Consider the following 19,406-nt stretch of genomic DNA (forward strand, 5'->3'; position numbering starts at 1 on the left):
TTTCCTATTATTAAACATTAACATGCAACAAAAAATGAAAGTTATATTAAGCTCTGCGTTCATTATTTTTACTTATGTACAATCATTTGCATATAGTATATTACAAATAAATAATAATATTTCAATAGGAGATGACGGTCCTCCATTTCCTATTACTCCATTTGCTGGTGACCCTAGTGAACCTGTAGAACCACCAAAAAAGATTCCAGGTAGCCCTATTGACATTATTATACCTTTTTTACTTATAAGTGTAATTATTCTAACCGTATATTTTATACGTCGGAAGAATAAATTAAAAAATATTTAAAAACTAATAAAATTTCATAAATTAGCCTTGTTAAATTAATAACAAGGCTGTTTTTTATGAAAAAATTATTAATGAACTGTTTTTTAATTAGCAGTATATTACAAGCTCAATTTAATTTAAAAGGGACAATTAATAATTATTCTAACAAAAGAGTAATTATTAAATTAAATAAATCATTCGATGATGTATTAATAGGAAATCTAAATACTAGTAATAATGGAGAAATATCTATTCCTATCCGTGAAAAATATCATGGAATCATTGAGGTTACTCTTCCAGATGCAAAAAAAGCTTTAACATTCATTTCTGATAATACAAATATTAATTTTAATATTACTCTTAACTCAGATAATAACTTACAATTTAACAATGCAGGGAACCCTATAAATACAATTTATCAGGATTATCAAAATTATGATTTAAAAAAAAATATAATTTTGCCTGAATTAGAATCTATATTTAAAACTTATACTCCGAACGAAGATTTTTATAATCAAATAAAAAATGAAATCCAAAAAATTTCAAATCTTAAAGAACCAGATTTAGCTCCTTATCCATTACTTCAATATTATATTAAAACATCTGAACTTATTAAAACAACAGAAAATGCTACTAATAATAATGAAGTTCTAATTATACAGAAACAAATTACTGAACATTTTAAAAATGCTGGAGAAGAATTTGAAACTTCAGGTTTAGGGAGAAGTCTTCTCTATAATTATTTAAAATCCTCTGCTTCTATTACTAATAATCAGACTGAATGGGAAAATAATTTAGATAAATCTATACAAAGTTTATTAGAGGAAGTAGGAGTAGACACTAGCAGGGGGCAGGATATTTTATCCGCTACAATAAATTTCTTAAATAGTTATGGAATTATTAAATTAAGTAATAAATACATGAAAGAAGCTGAATCTTTAACCTGTGAAATCAGTCCAGATTTAAAAAATACAATAGAAAAAAATAATAATATTAAAGAGGGTAAAATTATACCCAATATCAAATTTACTCATAAACTAGACGGAAAATATTCTTCCCTTTATGATATTAAAACAAAATATAAACTTATCTTGGTATGGGCTACATGGTGTGGACATTGTAAAAGAGAAATTCCATATATAAAACAGTTTTATGATAACTTTAAAAAATCAGGAGGGGAAATTATAGGATTAGCTATTGAATATGAAAAAGAACCTTGGGAAAAAATGATACAAGACATTCCTTGGCTTAATGATTCTGATTTTCTTTATTGGGATAGCAATTTTTCTAAAGAGCTTAACATTAGTGGAACTCCTACTTTATTTTTAGTAGATAAAAATAATAAAATTTTAAAAATTTCTGCAAAAATATCAGATATTACTAATTTAATAAAGTAATAAATTAATACATTAATTATTTTTTTACCTTTATAAAACTAAAAGATCCATCTTGACTGCAATCAATAGTTATTAATTTTGAATTATTTATTATATTAAAAGTTGATTTTCTTGATTAAATAATAAATATATATTTATTATAACTTTTATTGGAAATAAAAAAATTATAAAATAACATCTGTTTTTTATATTTTTATAAAATGAGGAATTTGCATTTTCATACACTATTAGAATATGTTAAAGGAATTGGACCTGAAAAAGCAGCTTTACTCAAAATTCATTTAGGTCTTAAAACATGTGGCGATTTACTTAACTATTTTCCTTTCCGTTATGTTGACAAAAGTAGAATTTATACTATAAATGAAATAAACACAGCTTCTGCTGAAATTCAATTAAAAGGTAAAATAATTTCTATAAATGAAATTGTTCAGAATAAGAAAAAAAGATTAACGGGTATTTTTGAAGATTCTACAGGGACTTTAGAATTAGTTTGGTTTAATGTAACTAACTGGTTAATAAAAAGTATCCCATTATATGAAGAAATAATTATTTTTGGAAAGATTAATCATTTTAATAATAAATTTAATATGATTCATCCTGAAATTGAAAAAATTAATGACCCTAAAATAAATTCAACACCTCTTGAACCTATCTACTCTAATTCAGAAAAAATACAAAAAAGGGGAATAAATCAAAAATTTTTAAGAAAAATTATACATGAGATTCTTTTATCTTTAGAAAATCCAATACAAGAAAATTTATCTGACGAAATACTTTCGCAAAACAAACTTATTTCCAGAGCCCAAGCTTATAAAGAAATTCACTTCCCGACTAATTATAAAATTCTTCAACTATCTGAATATAGATTAAAATTTGAAGAAATGTTCTTTTTTCAATTGGGACTAGGTCTAGAAAAAAAATATAGGCAAAGTACTACTCCAGGATATTTATTTCGCAATATCGGTAACAATTTTAATAATTTTTTTTCACATCACCTTCCCTTCTCTCTTACTAATGCCCAAAAAAAAGTAATACGTGAAATAAGAAAAGACCTAGGAAGATCTGTTCAAATGAATCGTTTATTACAAGGAGATGTAGGCAGCGGAAAAACTGTAGTTGCATTAATGAGTATGCTTATTGCAATTGATAATGGATTCCAAGCTTGTATGATCGCTCCAACAGAAATTTTAGCTATACAACACTTTAACGGAATTAAAGAGCTTTTAGGAAATATGAGCCTTTCAATTAGCTTACTCACCGGGTCAACTCCAACTTCTGAAAGAAAAAATATACATCAAAATTTACAAAATGGATCTCTCAATATCCTTGTAGGAACCCATGCTGTGTTAGAAGATAATGTGGTGTTCAAAAATTTAGGTTTGGCCATTATCGATGAACAGCATCGTTTTGGAGTTAAGCAAAGATCTAAATTATGGAAAAAAAATACTATTCCTCCCCATATATTAGTAATGACTGCAACCCCTATTCCTAGAACTCTTGCTATGAGCTTTTATAGTGATCTGGATGTTTCAATAATTGATGAACTTCCCAAAGGTAGAAAAGAAATCAAGACTTACCATAGAACTGATGCTCAACGATTAATGGTATTTCAATTTATAAAAGATGTGATAAATAAAGGAAGACAAGTTTATGTTGTATATCCTTTAATTGAGGAAAGTGAAACATTGGATTATAAGGATTTAATGGATGGTTACGAAAGTATAGTACGAGAATTCCCTATGCCCAACTATCAAGTAAGCATAGTTCATGGTAGAATGAAACCTGCAGATAAAGAATATGAAATGGCTCGTTTTATCAATAAACAAGCTCAAATAATGGTAGCTACTACCGTAATTGAGGTAGGAGTAAATATTCCAAATGCATCCTTAATGATTATTGAAAGTGCTGAAAAATTTGGTCTATCCCAACTTCATCAATTAAGAGGTAGAGTAGGCCGTGGATCTAATCAATCTTATTGTATCCTGATGACAAAAACGGAACTTTCGAAAGAAGCTCAAAAAAGAATTCAAACTATGTGCGAAACTAATGACGGTTTTAAAATTTCTGAAGTTGATCTTGAAATAAGGGGACCCGGAAATATTTTAGGTACTCAACAAAGTGGTATGTTAGATTTAAAAATAACTAATTTAGTACATGATAAAGCTATTGTTTCATTATCAAAATCTGCTGTTGATCAATTATTATTTTCAGACCCTAAATTACAATTAGAAAAAAATAAGCCTATCAAAGAGTTTTTTTTAACTCATCATTTAGATAAATTTCACTGGGCTAAGATTAGTTAAATTTAATGTTTTAATAAAAAAATATTAAGTATAACGTATTTAAATTTTTTTTAAAACATTTTCAATACCTTGTTCTTTAATTTCATTTACTCTTTGTAAATATTGTTCAGTAAATTTAGAGGATGAAATTAAATCGGTACTTGAAAATGGAGATAATTTAAGGAATTGTGTTGCATCATTACTTGCGATTAATTTTTTATCTTCCTCAGTCAACCATGGTTCATTAATAGTGAAGGAATTACCTTTATTATCTTTTTTATATTTTAAATAATGTCTGTAAGCAGCAACAAAAAAGGTCAACCTGGTTAAATCTGCATTATCTTTAATCATTTTTATTAAATTAGGCATGATATAAACAGGAATTTTTGAAGCTCCATCTGAGCACAATCGGCTCAATTGATCACTAACGGACTTATTTGAAAATCTTTCAATTAACGTTTTTTTATAAACTTCTAAATCAATATCTCCTGGTGCTGGAACATAGGGAGTAATATCTCTATTCATAAAATCTTCCAATAAATGAATAAATAATTTATCATTCATTGCTTCATCTACTTGTCTATAACCTGTTAAAAATGCAGGATATGATAATAAAGAATGTGAAGCATTCAATAGACTTAATTTCATATTTTCATAAGCTGAAACATCATTTGTCATTTCTACTCCTACCTTTTCCCATAAAGGACGACCTGCTGCAAAATTATCTTCAATCACCCATTGTATAAAATCTTCACAAAAAACAGGTGCCGCATCATTTACATTATTTTGCTTATTTAATCTGTCTTTATCACTTGATGAAACAGCTGGGGTAATTCTATCTACCATACTGGTAGGAAATGTTACATTTTTTTCTACCCACTTATATAATTCAGTATCTTGAGCTTTAATAAATGAAAGAAATGCTTTGCTGCATATTTTGCCATTATGTTGCAAGTTATCACAAGATAAGATTGTAATAGGCCCATTTCCTAAGTATTCCCTTTTTTTCAAGCCTGCTGCAACATATCCAAATACTGTTTTGGGTTTATTATTAATCTCTAAATCATTCTGAATCATAGGTGATGTTAATATAAATTCTCCATTAACTTTATCTATATTATATCCTCCTTCTGTAATAGTTAAAGTAATAATTTTAATATCTTTATCTGCTATTTTGTTTATTATTTTATTTGAATCTTCAAAAGCCCATAAACAATCAATCAATGAACCTATTTCAAATGTTTCATTTTTACCATTTCTACCGCATACTGTTAAAGTATATAAATTATCTTGTCCCTTAAGTGCTTTATAAAGACTTTCATCACTAGGTAACAAACTAATTCCACAAATTCCCCAATTTTTCTGATCTGAATATGTTAATAAATGATTAGTATAAAATTCTTCATGAGCTCTATGGAAATTACCTATACCTATATGTACAATTCCTGCTTTTATTTTTGAACGATCATAATTAAATGGATGTATATCTTTATTTTTTAAACTAAATATCCCTTTTGCTTTTATTTCTTCCATAACATAAATATTTAGTGAAAATAAAAACAAAAATTACACCATTAAACAATAATTTAAGAATAATTTATCTCAATTAGTTAAAAGTAACTAAATTAAACTATTCTTATCTGCATAATTAAGCCGAAGAAATATAAATATAAATAAGGAAAAACCTAATAATGAACTTCCTCCATAGCTAAAAAAAGGTAAAGGAATTCCAACTGTTGGAAACAAACCAATTACCATACCTAAATTAATAAAAAAATGCATGAGCAAAACAGATGCTAAACAATAACCAAAAACTCTGGAAAAAGTACTTTTTTGTGTTTCTGCCAAATAATATATCCGTGCTATTAAGCAGGCATATAATATTATTAAAATTGAACTACCTACAAATCCCCACTCTTCCCCTACTGTACAAAATATATAATCTGTTCTTTGTTCAGGAACAAAACCTCCGGCAGTAACACTCCCTTGCTTATATCCCTTTCCCCAAAAACCACCCGAACCAATAGCTGTTTTTGAATATAATAAATTATATCCTGCCGTATCTCTATATTTTTTTTCCCCTTCATATAAAACCATAATTCTCTCTTTTTGATGTTTAGGTAATTTTTCAAAAACATAAGGAGATATAGCGCTTACAAATCCAGATATTGTTAAAAATACAACTATGAAAATAATATTGAGTGGTTGATTCCATTTTATTTTCCTTCTTAAAATGTACAAAAAAATTAATATTATAAGTAATAAAATTGCTATTATAATCCATGCAGGAATCCAAATAGAAAATAAAAACAAAATTGTAAAGTAAAAACCTATAATAAAAATCCATCCTGACATCCCTTCTCTATATAAAGCTATATAAAATGCTATAAATACTAAAATTGAACCTACATCGGGTTGTAACAGAATTAATATAATAGGAATAGTTATAATAAGTAGGGAAACTAATAATGAAAAAGTTTTTTTTATGTTGAAATTGGGGGAATCTATATAATTAGCCAACATTAATGAGGTGGATATTTTAGCCAATTCTACCGGCTGTAAGCTTATCGGACCAAAATTATACCATGCTTTAGCACCATTTACGACACTTCCAAATACAAGTACTCCAGCCAATAATATGAGTCCCAAAATATAAAATAATCCTGCAAAATTTTCAAAAAATTTAGGGCGTACCAAAAATGTCCAGCTTCCTACAATTACTGAAATTGTTAACCATATCATTTGTTTGGTTCCACTTAAAGAATCCACACTAAAGATATTAGCTACTCCAAACATTGCTATTAATAAATATAAAAATAGCATCAAACCATCTATGCCTCTAAATGTTTTACCCATTTTTAATCTCCTTCAAAATTATCTGTATCTTTTTTGGATATCAAAGATTCTTTATTTTGATTATTTATGATTTCTTGTATTAATTTTTGTTTAATTTTTGCTGAAAGTTTATTATCTGATTGTATTCTTTTTATACTATCTTTTATTTCAGTGCTCAAATTGGGTGGTATGTATTTTCCTATTCTTTTTAAGTATTCATTCCATTGTCTTGCATACTCTCCACTAAAATTAGCTTTTTCAATACTTTCCTCCATAGATGTCCTTTGTATAGAACCTGTAAGATATTTTTCTGCTATTAAAGAGGCTATAGGTCCTGCATATGTAGCCCCGAAACCTCCATTTTCAACCACTACAGCTACAGCAATTTTTGGTTTATCTGCAGGTGCTATAAGAACAAATATTGAATGGTCTTTTCCATGTGGATTTTGAGCTGTTCCTGTCTTTCCTTCTTGACTAAATACCTTGGTTGCTATTCTTCTTGCTGTACCACTTAAAACTACCATCTCCATTCCTTTATTAACAATATCAAAATATTTTCTATCTACTTTGGTATTTTTAGGTTTTACAAAATTCGGATTTGTTATAGGATTTCCATTTATTGCTTTTACTATATGCGGTGTATAAAAAAATCCCCTATTCGCTATGGCTGCTGTGTAATTCGCTATTTGTAACGGAGTTGCTAAGATTTCTCCTTGTCCGATAGAATTTGAAATTATGGTATAAATATTCCATTTATTTACTCCATATCGTCTATTATAATATTCTGAATTTGGAATATTTCCTTTGCTCCCTACAGCTAAATCATTATTCATGTAATTCCCTACTCCAAAACTTTTCATTATATCACTCCATTCATCAATACTTTTTTCTATATTATTGGGATATTTATTAAGTATTCTAACATACGTTTCAGCAAAAAAGTTATTGCAAGATTTTTGTATAGCTTTATCTATAGTTATTGGTGAATAAAAATATCCGCAGTGACACCCAATCCTTCTGTTTCCATAATGAAACCCGTGTTTACAAACAAAGGTTGTTTTTTCATCAATTACCCCCATCTGCATAGCCACCAAACCATTTAGCAATTTAAATGTAGACCCTGGCGGATACATAGCTTGAGCTGCTCTATCATACATAGGTTTATTTACAGAATCCATTTGCAAGGCATAAATATGCTTGTTTTTATCTTTTCCTATAAACACAGACGGATCAATCACAGGGGATGAAGCCATAGCTAAAATTTCACCATTATTTGGATCTATAGCTACTACACCTCCTCTTTTATTGGTTAATAATCTTTCAGCAAGATTCTGTAATTCATAATCAATTGTTAATGTTATATCCTCACCACTTTTCATCTGTTGGTCGTACTCTCCATTTTTGTAAGGACCTATACTTCTCATTTGCCTGTCTTTCTGAATATATTTAATGCCTTTAATACCTCTTAAATATTTTTCATAAGATTTTTCAACCCCAGACATTCCTGCTAAATTTCCAGGTAGGTAATAAGTAGAATCGGACTTTATATATTTTTCATTAACTTCATTTATATAACCTAAAATATTACCGGCTGAATTAACTAAATAATTTCTTTCAGGAGTTCTTACAATTGAAAATGCATTGTATTTAAATATTTTTTCTTGAATTCGAGCTAAATCTTCTGTTGTTAACCCTTTCATAAAGGTCATAGGAACAAGTTTAGAATAATTAGGATTTGCTTTTATATTATGTATTATTTTATTAAATTCGTTTGGGTTTATATTAACAAGTTTACAAAAGCTTAATGTATCAAAATCTTTTTCCATTTGGGCTTGTGTAAATGTTAATTCATAAGAAGGCGTGTTTCCTACTAAAATTTTACCATTCCTATCCATTATATATCCTCTTAAAGGAATTTGATATTCTGCTTTAATGGATGTGTTAGCTGCATTTAATTTATATTTTTCTGTAAATAACTGTAAGTATGCAATTCTAGCTATAAAAATAATTGTTATTGATATTAAAATCCAGATTAATATTTGAAACTTCTTCATTTTTCTAGTCTATTCTTAATAAATGCATAAAAAATTAATATAAATAAAAATGAAAATAAAGAGGTGATTAATGCATCTTTAACAGCCATTATAAACATTGATATTTTAAGACTTTCTAAAATGAATAAAGATAAATGATGAACTAAAATTATAAATATAAAATACGTTAAAAACTGTACTAAATTAAGATCTGAAAAATGAAATAGTTTCATTTCTTTTTGTAAATCTGAGATATATCTTATTACCGGGTTTCTTATATAAGCTATTAATATAGTGGAAAATGCATTTACTCCTCCTGTATCCATTAGACAGTCCACTCCAAAACCTAATAAAAATGCAAAAATTAAAAACCAATGTGATTCTGATTTATTATAGGGATAAAAAATTACCCATATAATATATACAATTGGGCTATACTTATGAAAAAAAAATATATTGTTAAAAATAAATACTTGAGCTAATATAAGAACAGGAATTATAATTATATTTATAAAAAATGTTTTATTGAGCATTGGTAATAGAATCTTGTAAACTTTTTATTTCTGTTCTGTCTAATTTATTTACTATATATACTTTTTGTATATTCCCCATATCTTGGAATAATTCAACAGATATATTCCAATTGCCTGTTTCTTCATCAATCGACTTTCCACTTACTCTTCCAATTAATATTCCTTCCGGATAAGTTCTTGATTTACCATCTGTTTCTATGGTATCTCCAATTTTAACACCAACATATTTTGGTATATCAGATAATCTCATAATTCGGGAGTCTTCTCCTTCCCAACTTAACGTACCATAATATTTACTAGATTTTAATCGAGCATTTATTTTTGTATTTTTATTAAGAATAGACATTACTTTAGAATAATTATTTGTTGAATTTATAATCATCCCAACTACACCTTCTGAAGATATCACTCCCATTTCAACATTAACTCCTTGTGCTCTACCTTTATCTATAATTAAAAAATTATTGGCTCGTGTTATTGAATTTGAAACTATATTAGCAGTTGTATAGTAATATTTTTGTTTATATTTAGTGGAATCTAACATAGGAATAAATTCCGGTTTAATTTTTTGATCTTTGCCTAAAAAAAGATTTCTATATTGTTTATTTTCTTCTAAGAGGCGTTCATTTTCCTTTTTAAGATTAAAATAAGTAGTAATGTCTGTTATATTCTTATCTACAAAACCAATAAAGGTAATTATTTTATTTTCAAGCAAAGAATTGTGGTATATATTTTTATTAAAAGTAAAAAATATAGCTATTGCCTGTAATAATAGAAAGAGTAAAAAACGACTATTTCTGTATAAAAATTTAAGTAATACAGACATTCATTTAATATTTATAGTAAGAATTATTTAATTAAAAAATTCTCAAACTTTTCTATGTTTTTTAATGCAATTCCAGTACCTCGTACTACTGCTCTAAGCGGATCATCAGCTATAAAGACAGGTAACCCTGTTTTTCTACTTATTCTTTGATCCAAACCTCTGAGTAATGCTCCTCCTCCTGCTAAATAAATTCCAGTATTATATATGTCTGCTGATAATTCCGGTGGTGTTCTAGAAAGAGTTTCCATAATGGCATCTTCAATTCTCAATATGGATTTATCTAATGCCCTGGCCATTTCTTTATAATTTACCATTATTTCTTTAGGCTTTCCTGTAATTAAATCTCTTCCTTGAACCGGTAAATCTTCAGGCGGATTATCTAATTCTTCTAATCCAGAACCTACTTCCATTTTAATGTGTTCAGCAGTCTTCTCTCCTATATATAAATTATGATGTGTCCTCAAATAATATACAATATCATTTGTAAATACATCACCGGCAATTTTTATTGAATTATCACATACTATTCCACCTAAAGCAATTACAGCTATTTCTGTAGTACCTCCTCCTATATCTATAATCATATTCCCTTTAGGTTGTGTAACATCTATTCCTACTCCTATAGCAGCTGCCATAGGCTCATATATTAATTTTACATCTTTTGCATTTACATGAGCTGCAGAATCTTTTACAGCTCTTTTTTCTACTTCTGTAATTCCTGAAGGAATACAAATTACCATTCTTAATGAAGGATTAAATACTTTTCCTTTAATGCCCGGAATTTGTTTTATAAATTCTCTGATCATATGTTCAGAAGCAGCAAAATCAGCAATTACTCCATCTTTTAAAGGACGTATTGTTTTTATATCATCATGTGTTTTTCCTTGCATTTGTTTTGCAGTTTCTCCAACAGCAATAGGTTTTCCGGTTCTTCTATCAATAGCCACTATTGATGGACTATCTACTACCACTTTATTATTATGAATTATCAAGGTATTTGCAGTACCCAAATCAATAGCTATTTCCTGTGTAAGAAAATCAAATAACCCCATTATTAAATGTTAATTTGTAATATTATTTATCTTATTTTTTTAATTAAAAATAATTCACCTTTTAAAAGGTGAATTTATGCAAAGATATAACATCTTATTGAAAAATATATATTAGTTAATATAATTTTAGGTTAAAAGATTGCATATTATTTTATGGATAATTCAAAAGGCATTAAATACAAAATTCCCGTATTTTTATTCATATTTTTTATTTTTTGATATAATTGATAATTATCTTTTCCTAAATCTTTTTTCAATACTTTTTCAACATAACTGCTTTGAATATCATCATCATCATTAGATTCCATTTTATTAAAAAAAGACTCTAAAAAATTTTTTTCTATGGGATATGAAATTGTATTATATTTCTCCAGTTTTGCTTTTTCAGCTGCAAAAACTATCGCATCATTAAAAGTTCCTATTTCATCAACTAATCTTCTATCTAAAGCCTGTTTACCACTCCATACTCTCCCTTGTCCTAAATTATCTACTTGTTCAAAGGTCATTTTACGATTATTCATAACAACCCCCACAAATTTTTTATATGTAATTTCTATTCCTTGAGTCATAACATCTTTCATTCCTGCAGTCATTCCCTGAGTGGGAGAATAATATAAAGAGTTGGTATTTGTAGTAACATAATCTGTAGTGATTCCTATATTGTTTATTAATTTCTTTACATTAGGTATCATTCCCAACACACCTATAGAACCTGTTATAGTATTTTCTTGAGCGTAAATTTTATCAGCTGCCATGGCTATATAATATCCACCGGATGCAGCCACGTCACCAAATGAAACAATTAATGGCTTTACCTTTTTAAGCTGTTCTAATTCATATAATATTTCAGCTGAGGCATTCGCACTGCCTCCCGGTGAATTTATTCTTAAAACAACTGCTTTAATATTTTCATCTTCTTTTATTTCTTTAATTTGTTTAATAAAAGTCTTAGAATAGACTGCATCATCTCCTTTTCCTGTATATATTTCTCCAACAGCATATAGTATTGCTATTTTATTTTTTGTATTTAAATCCAGATTTACATTTTCTTTATATTTTGATAAAGTAATTCTATTTATCTTTTTATCTTTAGAAATTCCTAATTTATTTTTAATAATTTGATCATATTCGGACTCATTAACTAATTTATCTACCAATTTATGCTTTAAAGATAAATTTGAAATAAATCCAAATAAACTGTCCGTAGATATATTAATATCTTGTGTAGATACTTTTCGAGAAACTGCAATATCTGTTGAAATTTTAGTCCATAAATTACCTAAAAGTTCTGTTAATTGTAACCGATTTTCTTCAGAAAGATTATTCCTCAAATAGGGTTCTACAGCAGACTTATATTTCCCATGACGCACTACATCAAAATCAATCCCATATTTTTCTCCTAAATTTTTAAAAAACATAATTTCTGTTGATAAACCGGTTAGCTCTACTATGGCATTAGGATTTAAAAACAAACTATCCGATACTGAGGCTAAGTAATAAGCTTTTTGTGAACAATCATTGCTATAAGCATAAACAAATTTTTTGCTTTCTTTAAAATCTAGTAATGCTTGCCTTATATCAGATATTTCAGAATATCCAACATCCGGGTTAGTTAATTTTAAACTAATCCCTTTTATTTTTTCATCAGTTTTAGCATGCTTAATTAAGTTTAATATATCATTAAGATATAAATTAGTTTTGTCCTCTAGTGAAAATATAGATATTGATTTTTCACTTGGGCTTTCCAAAACAGGTTTATTTAAAGTTATTTCTAAAACAGAATTATCTTCCACTCCAGAGAATAAAGAAGGAATTATTATTCCTAATAAAATTAACCCTATAACAGATATACCTATTAACGATAATATCCCTACAATGGTTGCCATTACCTGAATTGTAAATTTTTTCATTTCTTTGTAATAATTAAATTTTATTATTAGTATATGAATAAAGCTATTTTGTTACTCGGAAGTAATTTAGGAGATAAAATGAAAAACATATCTACCGCTCTATCACTTATTAATGAATCAATTGGATCTATTAAAAAAAAATCTAACATAATAAAAACTTTGCCTGAAGGATATAATTCTTCTAATACCTATTTAAACCTTGGAATTATTATTGAAACTTATTTATCTCCCATGCAATTATTAAAACAATTAAAAAAGATTGAACAAGATTTAGGAAGAATAAGGGATTCTTCTTATTCTGGAACATATGAAGACAGAATTATTGATATTGATATAATTTATTTTAATAACATAATTTATGAATCTAAAAAGCTAGTAATTCCCCATAAAGCTCATACAAAAAAAAGAACTTTTTCCAAAAAAATAATATATGAGTTAATTTAATTTTTTTTTATTTCAAAAAAAAATAATACTTTTACTCTCTGGATAAAGTTATAAAAATATTTATATTACTAATTAAATAATAGCTATGAATAAAAAATATATTCTATTTGTATTAATAGTTTTTTACGCTCTTAAAGCACAATCTCAAGAAGTAAATAGTAGTGATTTCTCTGAGGATTATGTAAAATTTACTAACGATCAAAAGCAATTTAATGATTGGTCTGTTTCCATATTTGGAGGTATTCCATGGCTTCAAGCAGCTGACTTTACATCTATTGATAATGGTATGTCTGGATCTTGGAGAGTTGGTTATGATTTTCAAGCTTCCATTAATAAACAAATTTCTCATGTATTTGGATTAAGTTTATTAGGACAGTTTGGTGAATCTAGGCAGGGATATGGTAATGACCAAATTGATGCAAAAACAAAATACTTTGGAATTACACTATTGGGAGATTTAAATGTTTCTTCACTTTTTAGACGTATTGATAATAGGTCTCCATATAGATGGGCAGCTCATGTTTATGCAGGTGTAGGAACCATCCAATATAAAGCATACAGAAAAGATATGACTTTAGGAGAAACAAAATATACTAAAACTGCTGATGAAGATATGGGTGTTGGATCTTTATTCGCACAAGTTGGAGGAGGTTTGGTATATAAAATAAATAACAAATGGGATGCTATTTTCAAAGCTATGTATGTGGTAACTGGAGATGAACAATTTGATGGTTCTGGAAAAACTGGCCATTATACTGAATTTCATTCCGGAGGAAGCTCAGATAATTTTATAACTACTTCTTTAGGGGTTACATATAAAATTGGTAAACATAATGAATATCTAGGTTGGGTTGATCCATTAAGAGAAATATTTACAAAAATTAATGATAATGCGAATAATCAGTTAGAAGTTTGTGTATTTGGAGATAAAGATGATGATGGTGTTTGTGATGACTGGGATCGTGAATTAGACACTCCTAAAGGAGCACGAGTTGATGGTTCTGGTAGAGCCTTAGATGTTGATATGGATGGAATTATAGATCTATATGATAAATGTCCTACCTTCCCAGGAAAAGCGAATACAGAAAACCCTGAACTAAACGGATGTCCAGAAGCTAAAGAAGTTCCCGATGTTGTTAATAATATTATAGCTACTATGGGGGGAATCCAATTTAATTTAGATTCAGATAAAATTTTACTAGAATCTCAACCTATATTAGATAATGTGGCTGATATAATCAAAAATTATGGTAAAGACACCCGATTTTTAGTGGAAGGTCACACAGATGCTAGAGGAAATGATGCATACAATTTCAGCTTATCTAAAAGACGTGTAACTTCTGTTATAAAATATCTTGTATCTAAAGGGGTTACCCCTTATCAATTAACTGGAAAAGGTTTGGGATTCTCTGATCCAAAATATCCGGAATGTAAACCGGCCAATAAGTGTCCAGAATGGAAAAATAGAGAAAATAGAAGAGTTATATTTAAGTTACTAGACTAAAAATAATATAAAAAAAAAATAAAAATACCTCTCATAAATGAGAGGTATTTTTATTTTTATAACTTTATAAAAAATAAATTATGAAACCAGACTTAGTTATTAGTACTATGAATTGGGGAACTAATGGTAAAAATTTCTCAATTGATCAATCGGCAGATCTAATTAAAGAATGCTATAATGAAAATCTTTTAAAATTTGATTTGGTTAACATTAGTGGTGATTATAGTGTTGAGAACTTATTTGGAAATGCATTACAAAAAACAGGTATAAATAGAGATAACATTAAAATATCAACAAAATGTGGAATCCTTTATTATCAATCGGGGTTTAATAATAAAATCAAAACTTATAATACTTCAAAAAAACATATTATTACAACTGTAGATAATACACTTCAAAATTTGAAAACAAATTATATTGACGTACTTTTTATACAAGGACAAGATTATTTAATAAACCTTGAAGAATTAGGCACTACTTTTACAGAACTGAAATTAAGTGGAAAAGTGAAATATTTTGGAGTATGTAATTTTTCAACATTTGCTTTCGATGCTCTCAATAAAAAAATACCATTAATAACTAATCAAATAGAATTTTCTTTAATAAAGCCTTTAGCCTTATTTAATGAAACCCTATTACAATTGGGTTACCTTAATAAAAAAACTCAAATCTACTCACCTTTAGGCAATTATTTTTCCAACAAAACAAATTCAAATCAAAAATTAAACGAGGCACTCGCAGTAATGGCAAAAAAATATGATGCCTCAATTAATCAAATATTATTAGCCTGGACATTAAAACCTCCTTATAAAATTACTCCAATTTTAGGAAGTACAAATATTGAAAGAATAAAGTTACAAAGTAAGGCATTTAATATTAAACTTAGCCTTGAGGACTGGTATAAATTATTAGAATTATCTACAGAAAAAACGTTTTAAACTAAAAAAACAACTCAAATAAATTTGAGTTGTTTTTTTAGTTTAATTAAATATTATTCTTTATTGAACTTCTTTTCCTTCTGATGATGAATCATCATTTTTAGTTTCTTCATTTTCTGAAGGTGCTTTATCAACTACCTGATCAACTTTTTTTGTTGTAGTGCGTCGACTTCTCCTAGTAGTTTTCTTTACAGTATCTTTTGATGTATACAATTCATTAAAATCTACTAATTCAATTAATGCAGTATCTGCTGCATCTCCTAAACGAAATCCAGTTTTAATTATTCTAGCATATCCTCCATTTCTTGAAGAAATTTTAGGCGCAACTGTTCTAAAAAGTTCAGTTACCGCTTCCTTATTTTGTAAATAACTAAAAACGATCCTTCGGTTATGAGTTGTATCTTCTTTAGATTTAGTTAAGAGAGGCTCAATATATGTTCTTAAGGCTTTAGCCTTAGCTACAGTTGTATTTATTCTTTTATGTAATATAAGAGATGAAGCCATATTTGAAAGCATTGCTTTTCTATGTGAAGCTGTTCTCCCTAAATGATTAAACTTTTTACCGTGTCTCATGATTTCTTATTATTCTGCGTCTAATTTATATTTTGAAACATCTAACCCAAAAGTAAGATTTTTTGAATATACTAAATCTTCTAATTCTGTTAGAGATTTTTTACCAAAGTTTCTAAACTTCATTAAATCTGATTTTGTAAAAGAAACTAACTCTCCTAAAGTTTCTACTTCAGCTGCTTTTAAACAATTTAAAGCTCTAACAGATAAATCCATATCTACTAATTTGGTTTTCAGTAATTGCCTCATATGAAGCGCTTCTTCGTCATAAGTATCTGTAGAAGCTACTACATCAGCTTCAAGAGTAATTCTCTCATCAGAAAATAACATAAAATGATGAATTAATATCTTAGCTGCTTCAGTCAAAGCTTCTTGAGGTGTTATAGAACCATCAGTCTGAATATCTAAAACCAATTTTTCATAATCTGTTCTTTGTTCTACACGATAATCTTCTACACTATAACTTACATTTCTAATTGGTGTATATATAGAATCAATAGCAATAGTGCCTACCGGCGCATGATTTGATTTATTTTGTTCTGCAGGAACATATCCTCTACCCTTATCTATAGTAAAAGTTATATTTAGATTAACAGATTTATCCATATGGCAAATTACCAAATCAGGATTTAGCACTTGATAAGATGATATAAATTTACCTAATTCACCTGCTGTTAATTCTGTTTTTCCTGAAACTTGAACAGTTACAGCTTCATTTCCTCCCTTATTAATTTGATTTTTAAACCTAACTTTTTTTAGATTTAAAATGATTTCAGTAACATCTTCAATAACACCAGGAATAGTAGAAAATTCATGATCTACTCCTTCTATCTTAATAGATGTTATAGCATAACCTTCTAATGATGATAGCAAAACTCGTCTTAAAGAATTACCTACAGTCAATCCAAATCCAGGCTCTAAAGGCCTGAATTCGAATTGTCCTCTAAAATCATCAGATTCAATTAAAATAACCTTATCAGGTTTTATAAAGTTTAAAATTGCCATATAAATTTTAGCTAATTTTTAAATTATTTAGAATATAATTCGACTATCAATTGTTCTTTGATATCTTCAGGAATTTGAATTCTCTCAGGTAAAACTTTAAATTCACCTGTAAGTTTTTCATCATTCCACACTAACCATTCATAGGATTTATGAGAATTATTAACTAAAGCATCTTTAATTACTTGTAATGATTTAGATTTTTCTCTTACCCCAACAACATCTCCCGGCTTCAATAAGTAAGAAGGAATATTAACTATTTCTCCGTTTACGGTAATGTGTTTATGAGAAACTAATTGACGAGCACCTGCTCTAGAATTAGATAACCCCATTCTATAGGTTACATTATCTAACCGAGATTCACAAAGTTGTAATAATACTTCACCAGTGATTCCCTTATTTCTTTGTGCTTTATCAAATAAATTAGCAAACTGTCTTTCTAAAATACCATAAGTATATTTAGCTTTTTGTTTTTCTGCTAACTGAATTGCATATTCAGATTTTTTAGCACCTCTTCTTTTATTCGGACCATGTTGTCCTGGAGGAAATTTTCTTCTTTCAAAATACTTATCTTCTCCATAAATAGCCTGTCCGAATTTTCGAGCTATTTTCGTTTTTGGACCAATATATCTTGCCATTTTTTAATTTAATAATTATTAAACTCTTCTTCTTTTAGGGGGTCTACATCCATTGTGAGGAATTGGAGTAACATCTATAATTTCACTTACTTCAATACCTGAATTGTGTATGGTACGTATAGCAGATTCTCTTCCTGCACCCGGACCTTTCACAAAAACTTTCACTCTTCTTAACCCTAATTCATACGCTGTCTGAGAACAATTCTCAGCAGCCATTTGAGCAGCATATGGAGTATTTTTTTTAGACCCTTTAAAGCCCATCTTACCTGCAGAAGCCCAAGAAATTACCTCTCCGTTTTTATTGGTTAAAGAAATAATTATATTATTAAAGGAAGCTTGAATATGTGCTTCTCCTACTGCTTCAATTTTAACTTTTCTTTTCTTAGTTGTTTTTGATGCTGTCTTTGCCATTGGTTACTATTTATTATTTAGTGGCTTTTTTCTTATTAGCTACTGTTTTTCTCTTACCTTTTCTTGTACGTGAATTATTTTTAGTTCTTTGCCCTCTTAAAGGTAATCCTAAACGATGTCTAATTCCTCTCTGACATCCTATATCCATTAAACGTTTAATATTTAATTGAATTTCAGAACGTAATTCTCCTTCTACTTTTACGTTTTCAGAAATAAACTTTCTAATATTATTAATATCATCATCATTCCATTCTGAAACTTTTTTGTCTTCACTAATTCCTGCATCTTTTAAAACTTTTGCTGCAGTACTTTTTCCAATACCGTAAATATAGGTAAGTCCAATAACTCCTCTTTTATTTTTTGGTAAATCTACACCGGAAATTCTAGCCATAGTATTAACCTTGTCTTTGTTTAAATTTAGGATTCTTTTTGTTTATGATATACAGACGTCCTTTACGTCTTACAATTTTGCAATCTGAACTTCTTTTTTTAAGTGATGCTCTTATTTTCATTTCTTTTTTTTTTAATATCTGAAAGTGATTCTCCCTTTAGATAAATCATAAGGTGACATTTCTAGTCTTACTTTATCTCCAGGTAATAATTTAATATAATGCATTCTCATTTTTCCTGAGATATGTGCAGTTAAAATGTGTCCGTTCTCTAATTCTACTCGGAACATTGCATTAGATAATGCTTCAATAATTGTTCCGTCTTGCTCTATATGCTTTTGTTTTGCCATATATAA

At 28.1% G+C, this 19,406-nt stretch carries 20 protein-coding genes; 6 read left to right on the plus strand and 14 right to left on the minus strand.

Annotated elements, in window-relative coordinates; genetic code table 11:
* Positions 1-34: 34 nt before the first annotated feature.
* From C4S76_RS07395 to recG, 3 genes are all read left to right on the plus strand, one after another.
* Positions 35-307 carry a hypothetical protein gene (locus C4S76_RS07395; RefSeq protein WP_146105712.1) on the plus strand — a complete coding sequence of 91 codons (273 nt, stop codon included), beginning with the start codon at positions 35-37 and terminating at the stop codon, positions 305-307.
* 56 nt (positions 308-363) lie between these two features.
* Positions 364-1,683 (plus strand): TlpA family protein disulfide reductase, encoded by a 1,320-nt coding sequence (locus tag C4S76_RS07400; protein WP_105193833.1) that lies wholly within the window; start codon positions 364-366, stop codon positions 1,681-1,683.
* Positions 1,684-1,883: 200 nt separating this feature from the next.
* Positions 1,884-3,986 carry an ATP-dependent DNA helicase RecG gene (gene recG, locus C4S76_RS07405; protein WP_105193834.1) on the plus strand — a complete coding sequence of 701 codons (2,103 nt, stop codon included), beginning with the start codon at positions 1,884-1,886 and terminating at the stop codon, positions 3,984-3,986.
* A gap of 39 nt (positions 3,987-4,025) precedes the next feature.
* Here recG and C4S76_RS07410 read toward each other — a convergent pair whose 3' ends face one another.
* From C4S76_RS07410 to sppA, 7 genes are all read right to left on the minus strand, one after another.
* The gene (locus C4S76_RS07410) at positions 4,026-5,498 is read right to left on the minus strand and encodes a mannitol dehydrogenase family protein (RefSeq protein ID WP_105193835.1); all 1,473 of its coding nucleotides are present in this window, start codon (positions 5,496-5,498) and stop codon (positions 4,026-4,028) included.
* Positions 5,499-5,585: 87 nt separating this feature from the next.
* Positions 5,586-6,821, minus strand: coding sequence for a rod shape-determining protein RodA (gene rodA / locus C4S76_RS07415; RefSeq protein WP_105193836.1), 1,236 nt, complete (start codon positions 6,819-6,821; stop codon positions 5,586-5,588).
* 2 nt (positions 6,822-6,823) lie between these two features.
* Positions 6,824-8,854 carry a penicillin-binding protein 2 gene (gene mrdA, locus C4S76_RS07420; RefSeq protein ID WP_105193837.1) on the minus strand — a complete coding sequence of 677 codons (2,031 nt, stop codon included), beginning with the start codon at positions 8,852-8,854 and terminating at the stop codon, positions 6,824-6,826.
* Positions 8,851-9,366, minus strand: a complete 516-nt coding sequence (locus tag C4S76_RS07425) for a rod shape-determining protein MreD (RefSeq protein WP_105193838.1) — start codon at positions 9,364-9,366, stop codon at positions 8,851-8,853. Before C4S76_RS07425 ends, mrdA begins: the two co-directional genes overlap by 4 nt.
* On the minus strand, positions 9,356-10,192 hold the full coding sequence (gene mreC / locus C4S76_RS07430; protein WP_105193839.1) for a rod shape-determining protein MreC: 837 nt from the start codon (positions 10,190-10,192) through the stop codon (positions 9,356-9,358). Before mreC ends, C4S76_RS07425 begins: the two co-directional genes overlap by 11 nt.
* Positions 10,193-10,215: 23 nt before the next feature.
* Positions 10,216-11,244, minus strand: coding sequence for a rod shape-determining protein (locus tag C4S76_RS07435; protein WP_105193840.1), 1,029 nt, complete (start codon positions 11,242-11,244; stop codon positions 10,216-10,218).
* A 146-nt stretch (positions 11,245-11,390) separates the two neighbouring features.
* Positions 11,391-13,154, minus strand: a complete 1,764-nt coding sequence (sppA, locus tag C4S76_RS07440) for a signal peptide peptidase SppA (protein ID WP_105193841.1) — start codon at positions 13,152-13,154, stop codon at positions 11,391-11,393.
* 33 nt (positions 13,155-13,187) lie between these two features.
* Here sppA and folK point away from each other — a divergent pair, with 33 nt between their 5' ends.
* The 3 genes from folK (at position 13,188) to C4S76_RS07455 (ending at position 16,040) form a co-directional block, all read left to right on the plus strand.
* On the plus strand, positions 13,188-13,598 hold the full coding sequence (gene folK / locus C4S76_RS07445) for a 2-amino-4-hydroxy-6-hydroxymethyldihydropteridine diphosphokinase (protein ID WP_105193842.1): 411 nt from the start codon (positions 13,188-13,190) through the stop codon (positions 13,596-13,598).
* Positions 13,599-13,683: 85 nt separating this feature from the next.
* Positions 13,684-15,102 carry an OmpA family protein gene (locus C4S76_RS07450; RefSeq protein ID WP_105193843.1) on the plus strand — a complete coding sequence of 473 codons (1,419 nt, stop codon included), beginning with the start codon at positions 13,684-13,686 and terminating at the stop codon, positions 15,100-15,102.
* A gap of 80 nt (positions 15,103-15,182) precedes the next feature.
* Positions 15,183-16,040 (plus strand): aldo/keto reductase, encoded by an 858-nt coding sequence (locus C4S76_RS07455; RefSeq protein ID WP_105193844.1) that lies wholly within the window; start codon positions 15,183-15,185, stop codon positions 16,038-16,040.
* A gap of 60 nt (positions 16,041-16,100) precedes the next feature.
* Here the strand turns inward: C4S76_RS07455 and rplQ are convergent, their stop codons facing one another.
* Genes rplQ through infA form a run of 7 tightly spaced genes read right to left on the minus strand, consistent with a single transcriptional unit; the run spans position 16,101 to position 19,400 of the window.
* Positions 16,101-16,613 carry a 50S ribosomal protein L17 gene (gene rplQ, locus C4S76_RS07460; protein WP_105193845.1) on the minus strand — a complete coding sequence of 171 codons (513 nt, stop codon included), beginning with the start codon at positions 16,611-16,613 and terminating at the stop codon, positions 16,101-16,103.
* A gap of 9 nt (positions 16,614-16,622) precedes the next feature.
* A complete protein-coding gene (locus tag C4S76_RS07465; RefSeq protein WP_105193846.1) occupies positions 16,623-17,615 on the minus strand; it encodes a DNA-directed RNA polymerase subunit alpha in 993 nt (330 codons plus the stop codon).
* A 23-nt stretch (positions 17,616-17,638) separates the two neighbouring features.
* The gene (gene rpsD / locus C4S76_RS07470; RefSeq protein ID WP_105193847.1) at positions 17,639-18,250 is read right to left on the minus strand and encodes a 30S ribosomal protein S4; all 612 of its coding nucleotides are present in this window, start codon (positions 18,248-18,250) and stop codon (positions 17,639-17,641) included.
* An 18-nt stretch (positions 18,251-18,268) separates the two neighbouring features.
* Positions 18,269-18,661 (minus strand): 30S ribosomal protein S11, encoded by a 393-nt coding sequence (gene rpsK / locus C4S76_RS07475; protein ID WP_105193848.1) that lies wholly within the window; start codon positions 18,659-18,661, stop codon positions 18,269-18,271.
* A gap of 13 nt (positions 18,662-18,674) precedes the next feature.
* Complete coding sequence (gene rpsM, locus C4S76_RS07480) at positions 18,675-19,052, minus strand: 30S ribosomal protein S13 (protein ID WP_105193849.1); 378 nt, start codon at positions 19,050-19,052, stop codon at positions 18,675-18,677.
* A 4-nt stretch (positions 19,053-19,056) separates the two neighbouring features.
* Positions 19,057-19,173, minus strand: coding sequence for a type B 50S ribosomal protein L36 (gene ykgO, locus C4S76_RS07485; RefSeq protein WP_105193850.1), 117 nt, complete (start codon positions 19,171-19,173; stop codon positions 19,057-19,059).
* Positions 19,174-19,184: 11 nt separating this feature from the next.
* Positions 19,185-19,400, minus strand: a complete 216-nt coding sequence (infA, locus tag C4S76_RS07490; protein ID WP_055425352.1) for a translation initiation factor IF-1 — start codon at positions 19,398-19,400, stop codon at positions 19,185-19,187.
* Positions 19,401-19,406 lie beyond the last annotated feature (6 nt).

Origin of the sequence: Apibacter adventoris (assembly GCF_002964965.1) — a bacterium.
Taxonomy (GTDB): Bacteria; Bacteroidota; Bacteroidia; order Flavobacteriales; family Weeksellaceae; genus Apibacter; species Apibacter adventoris.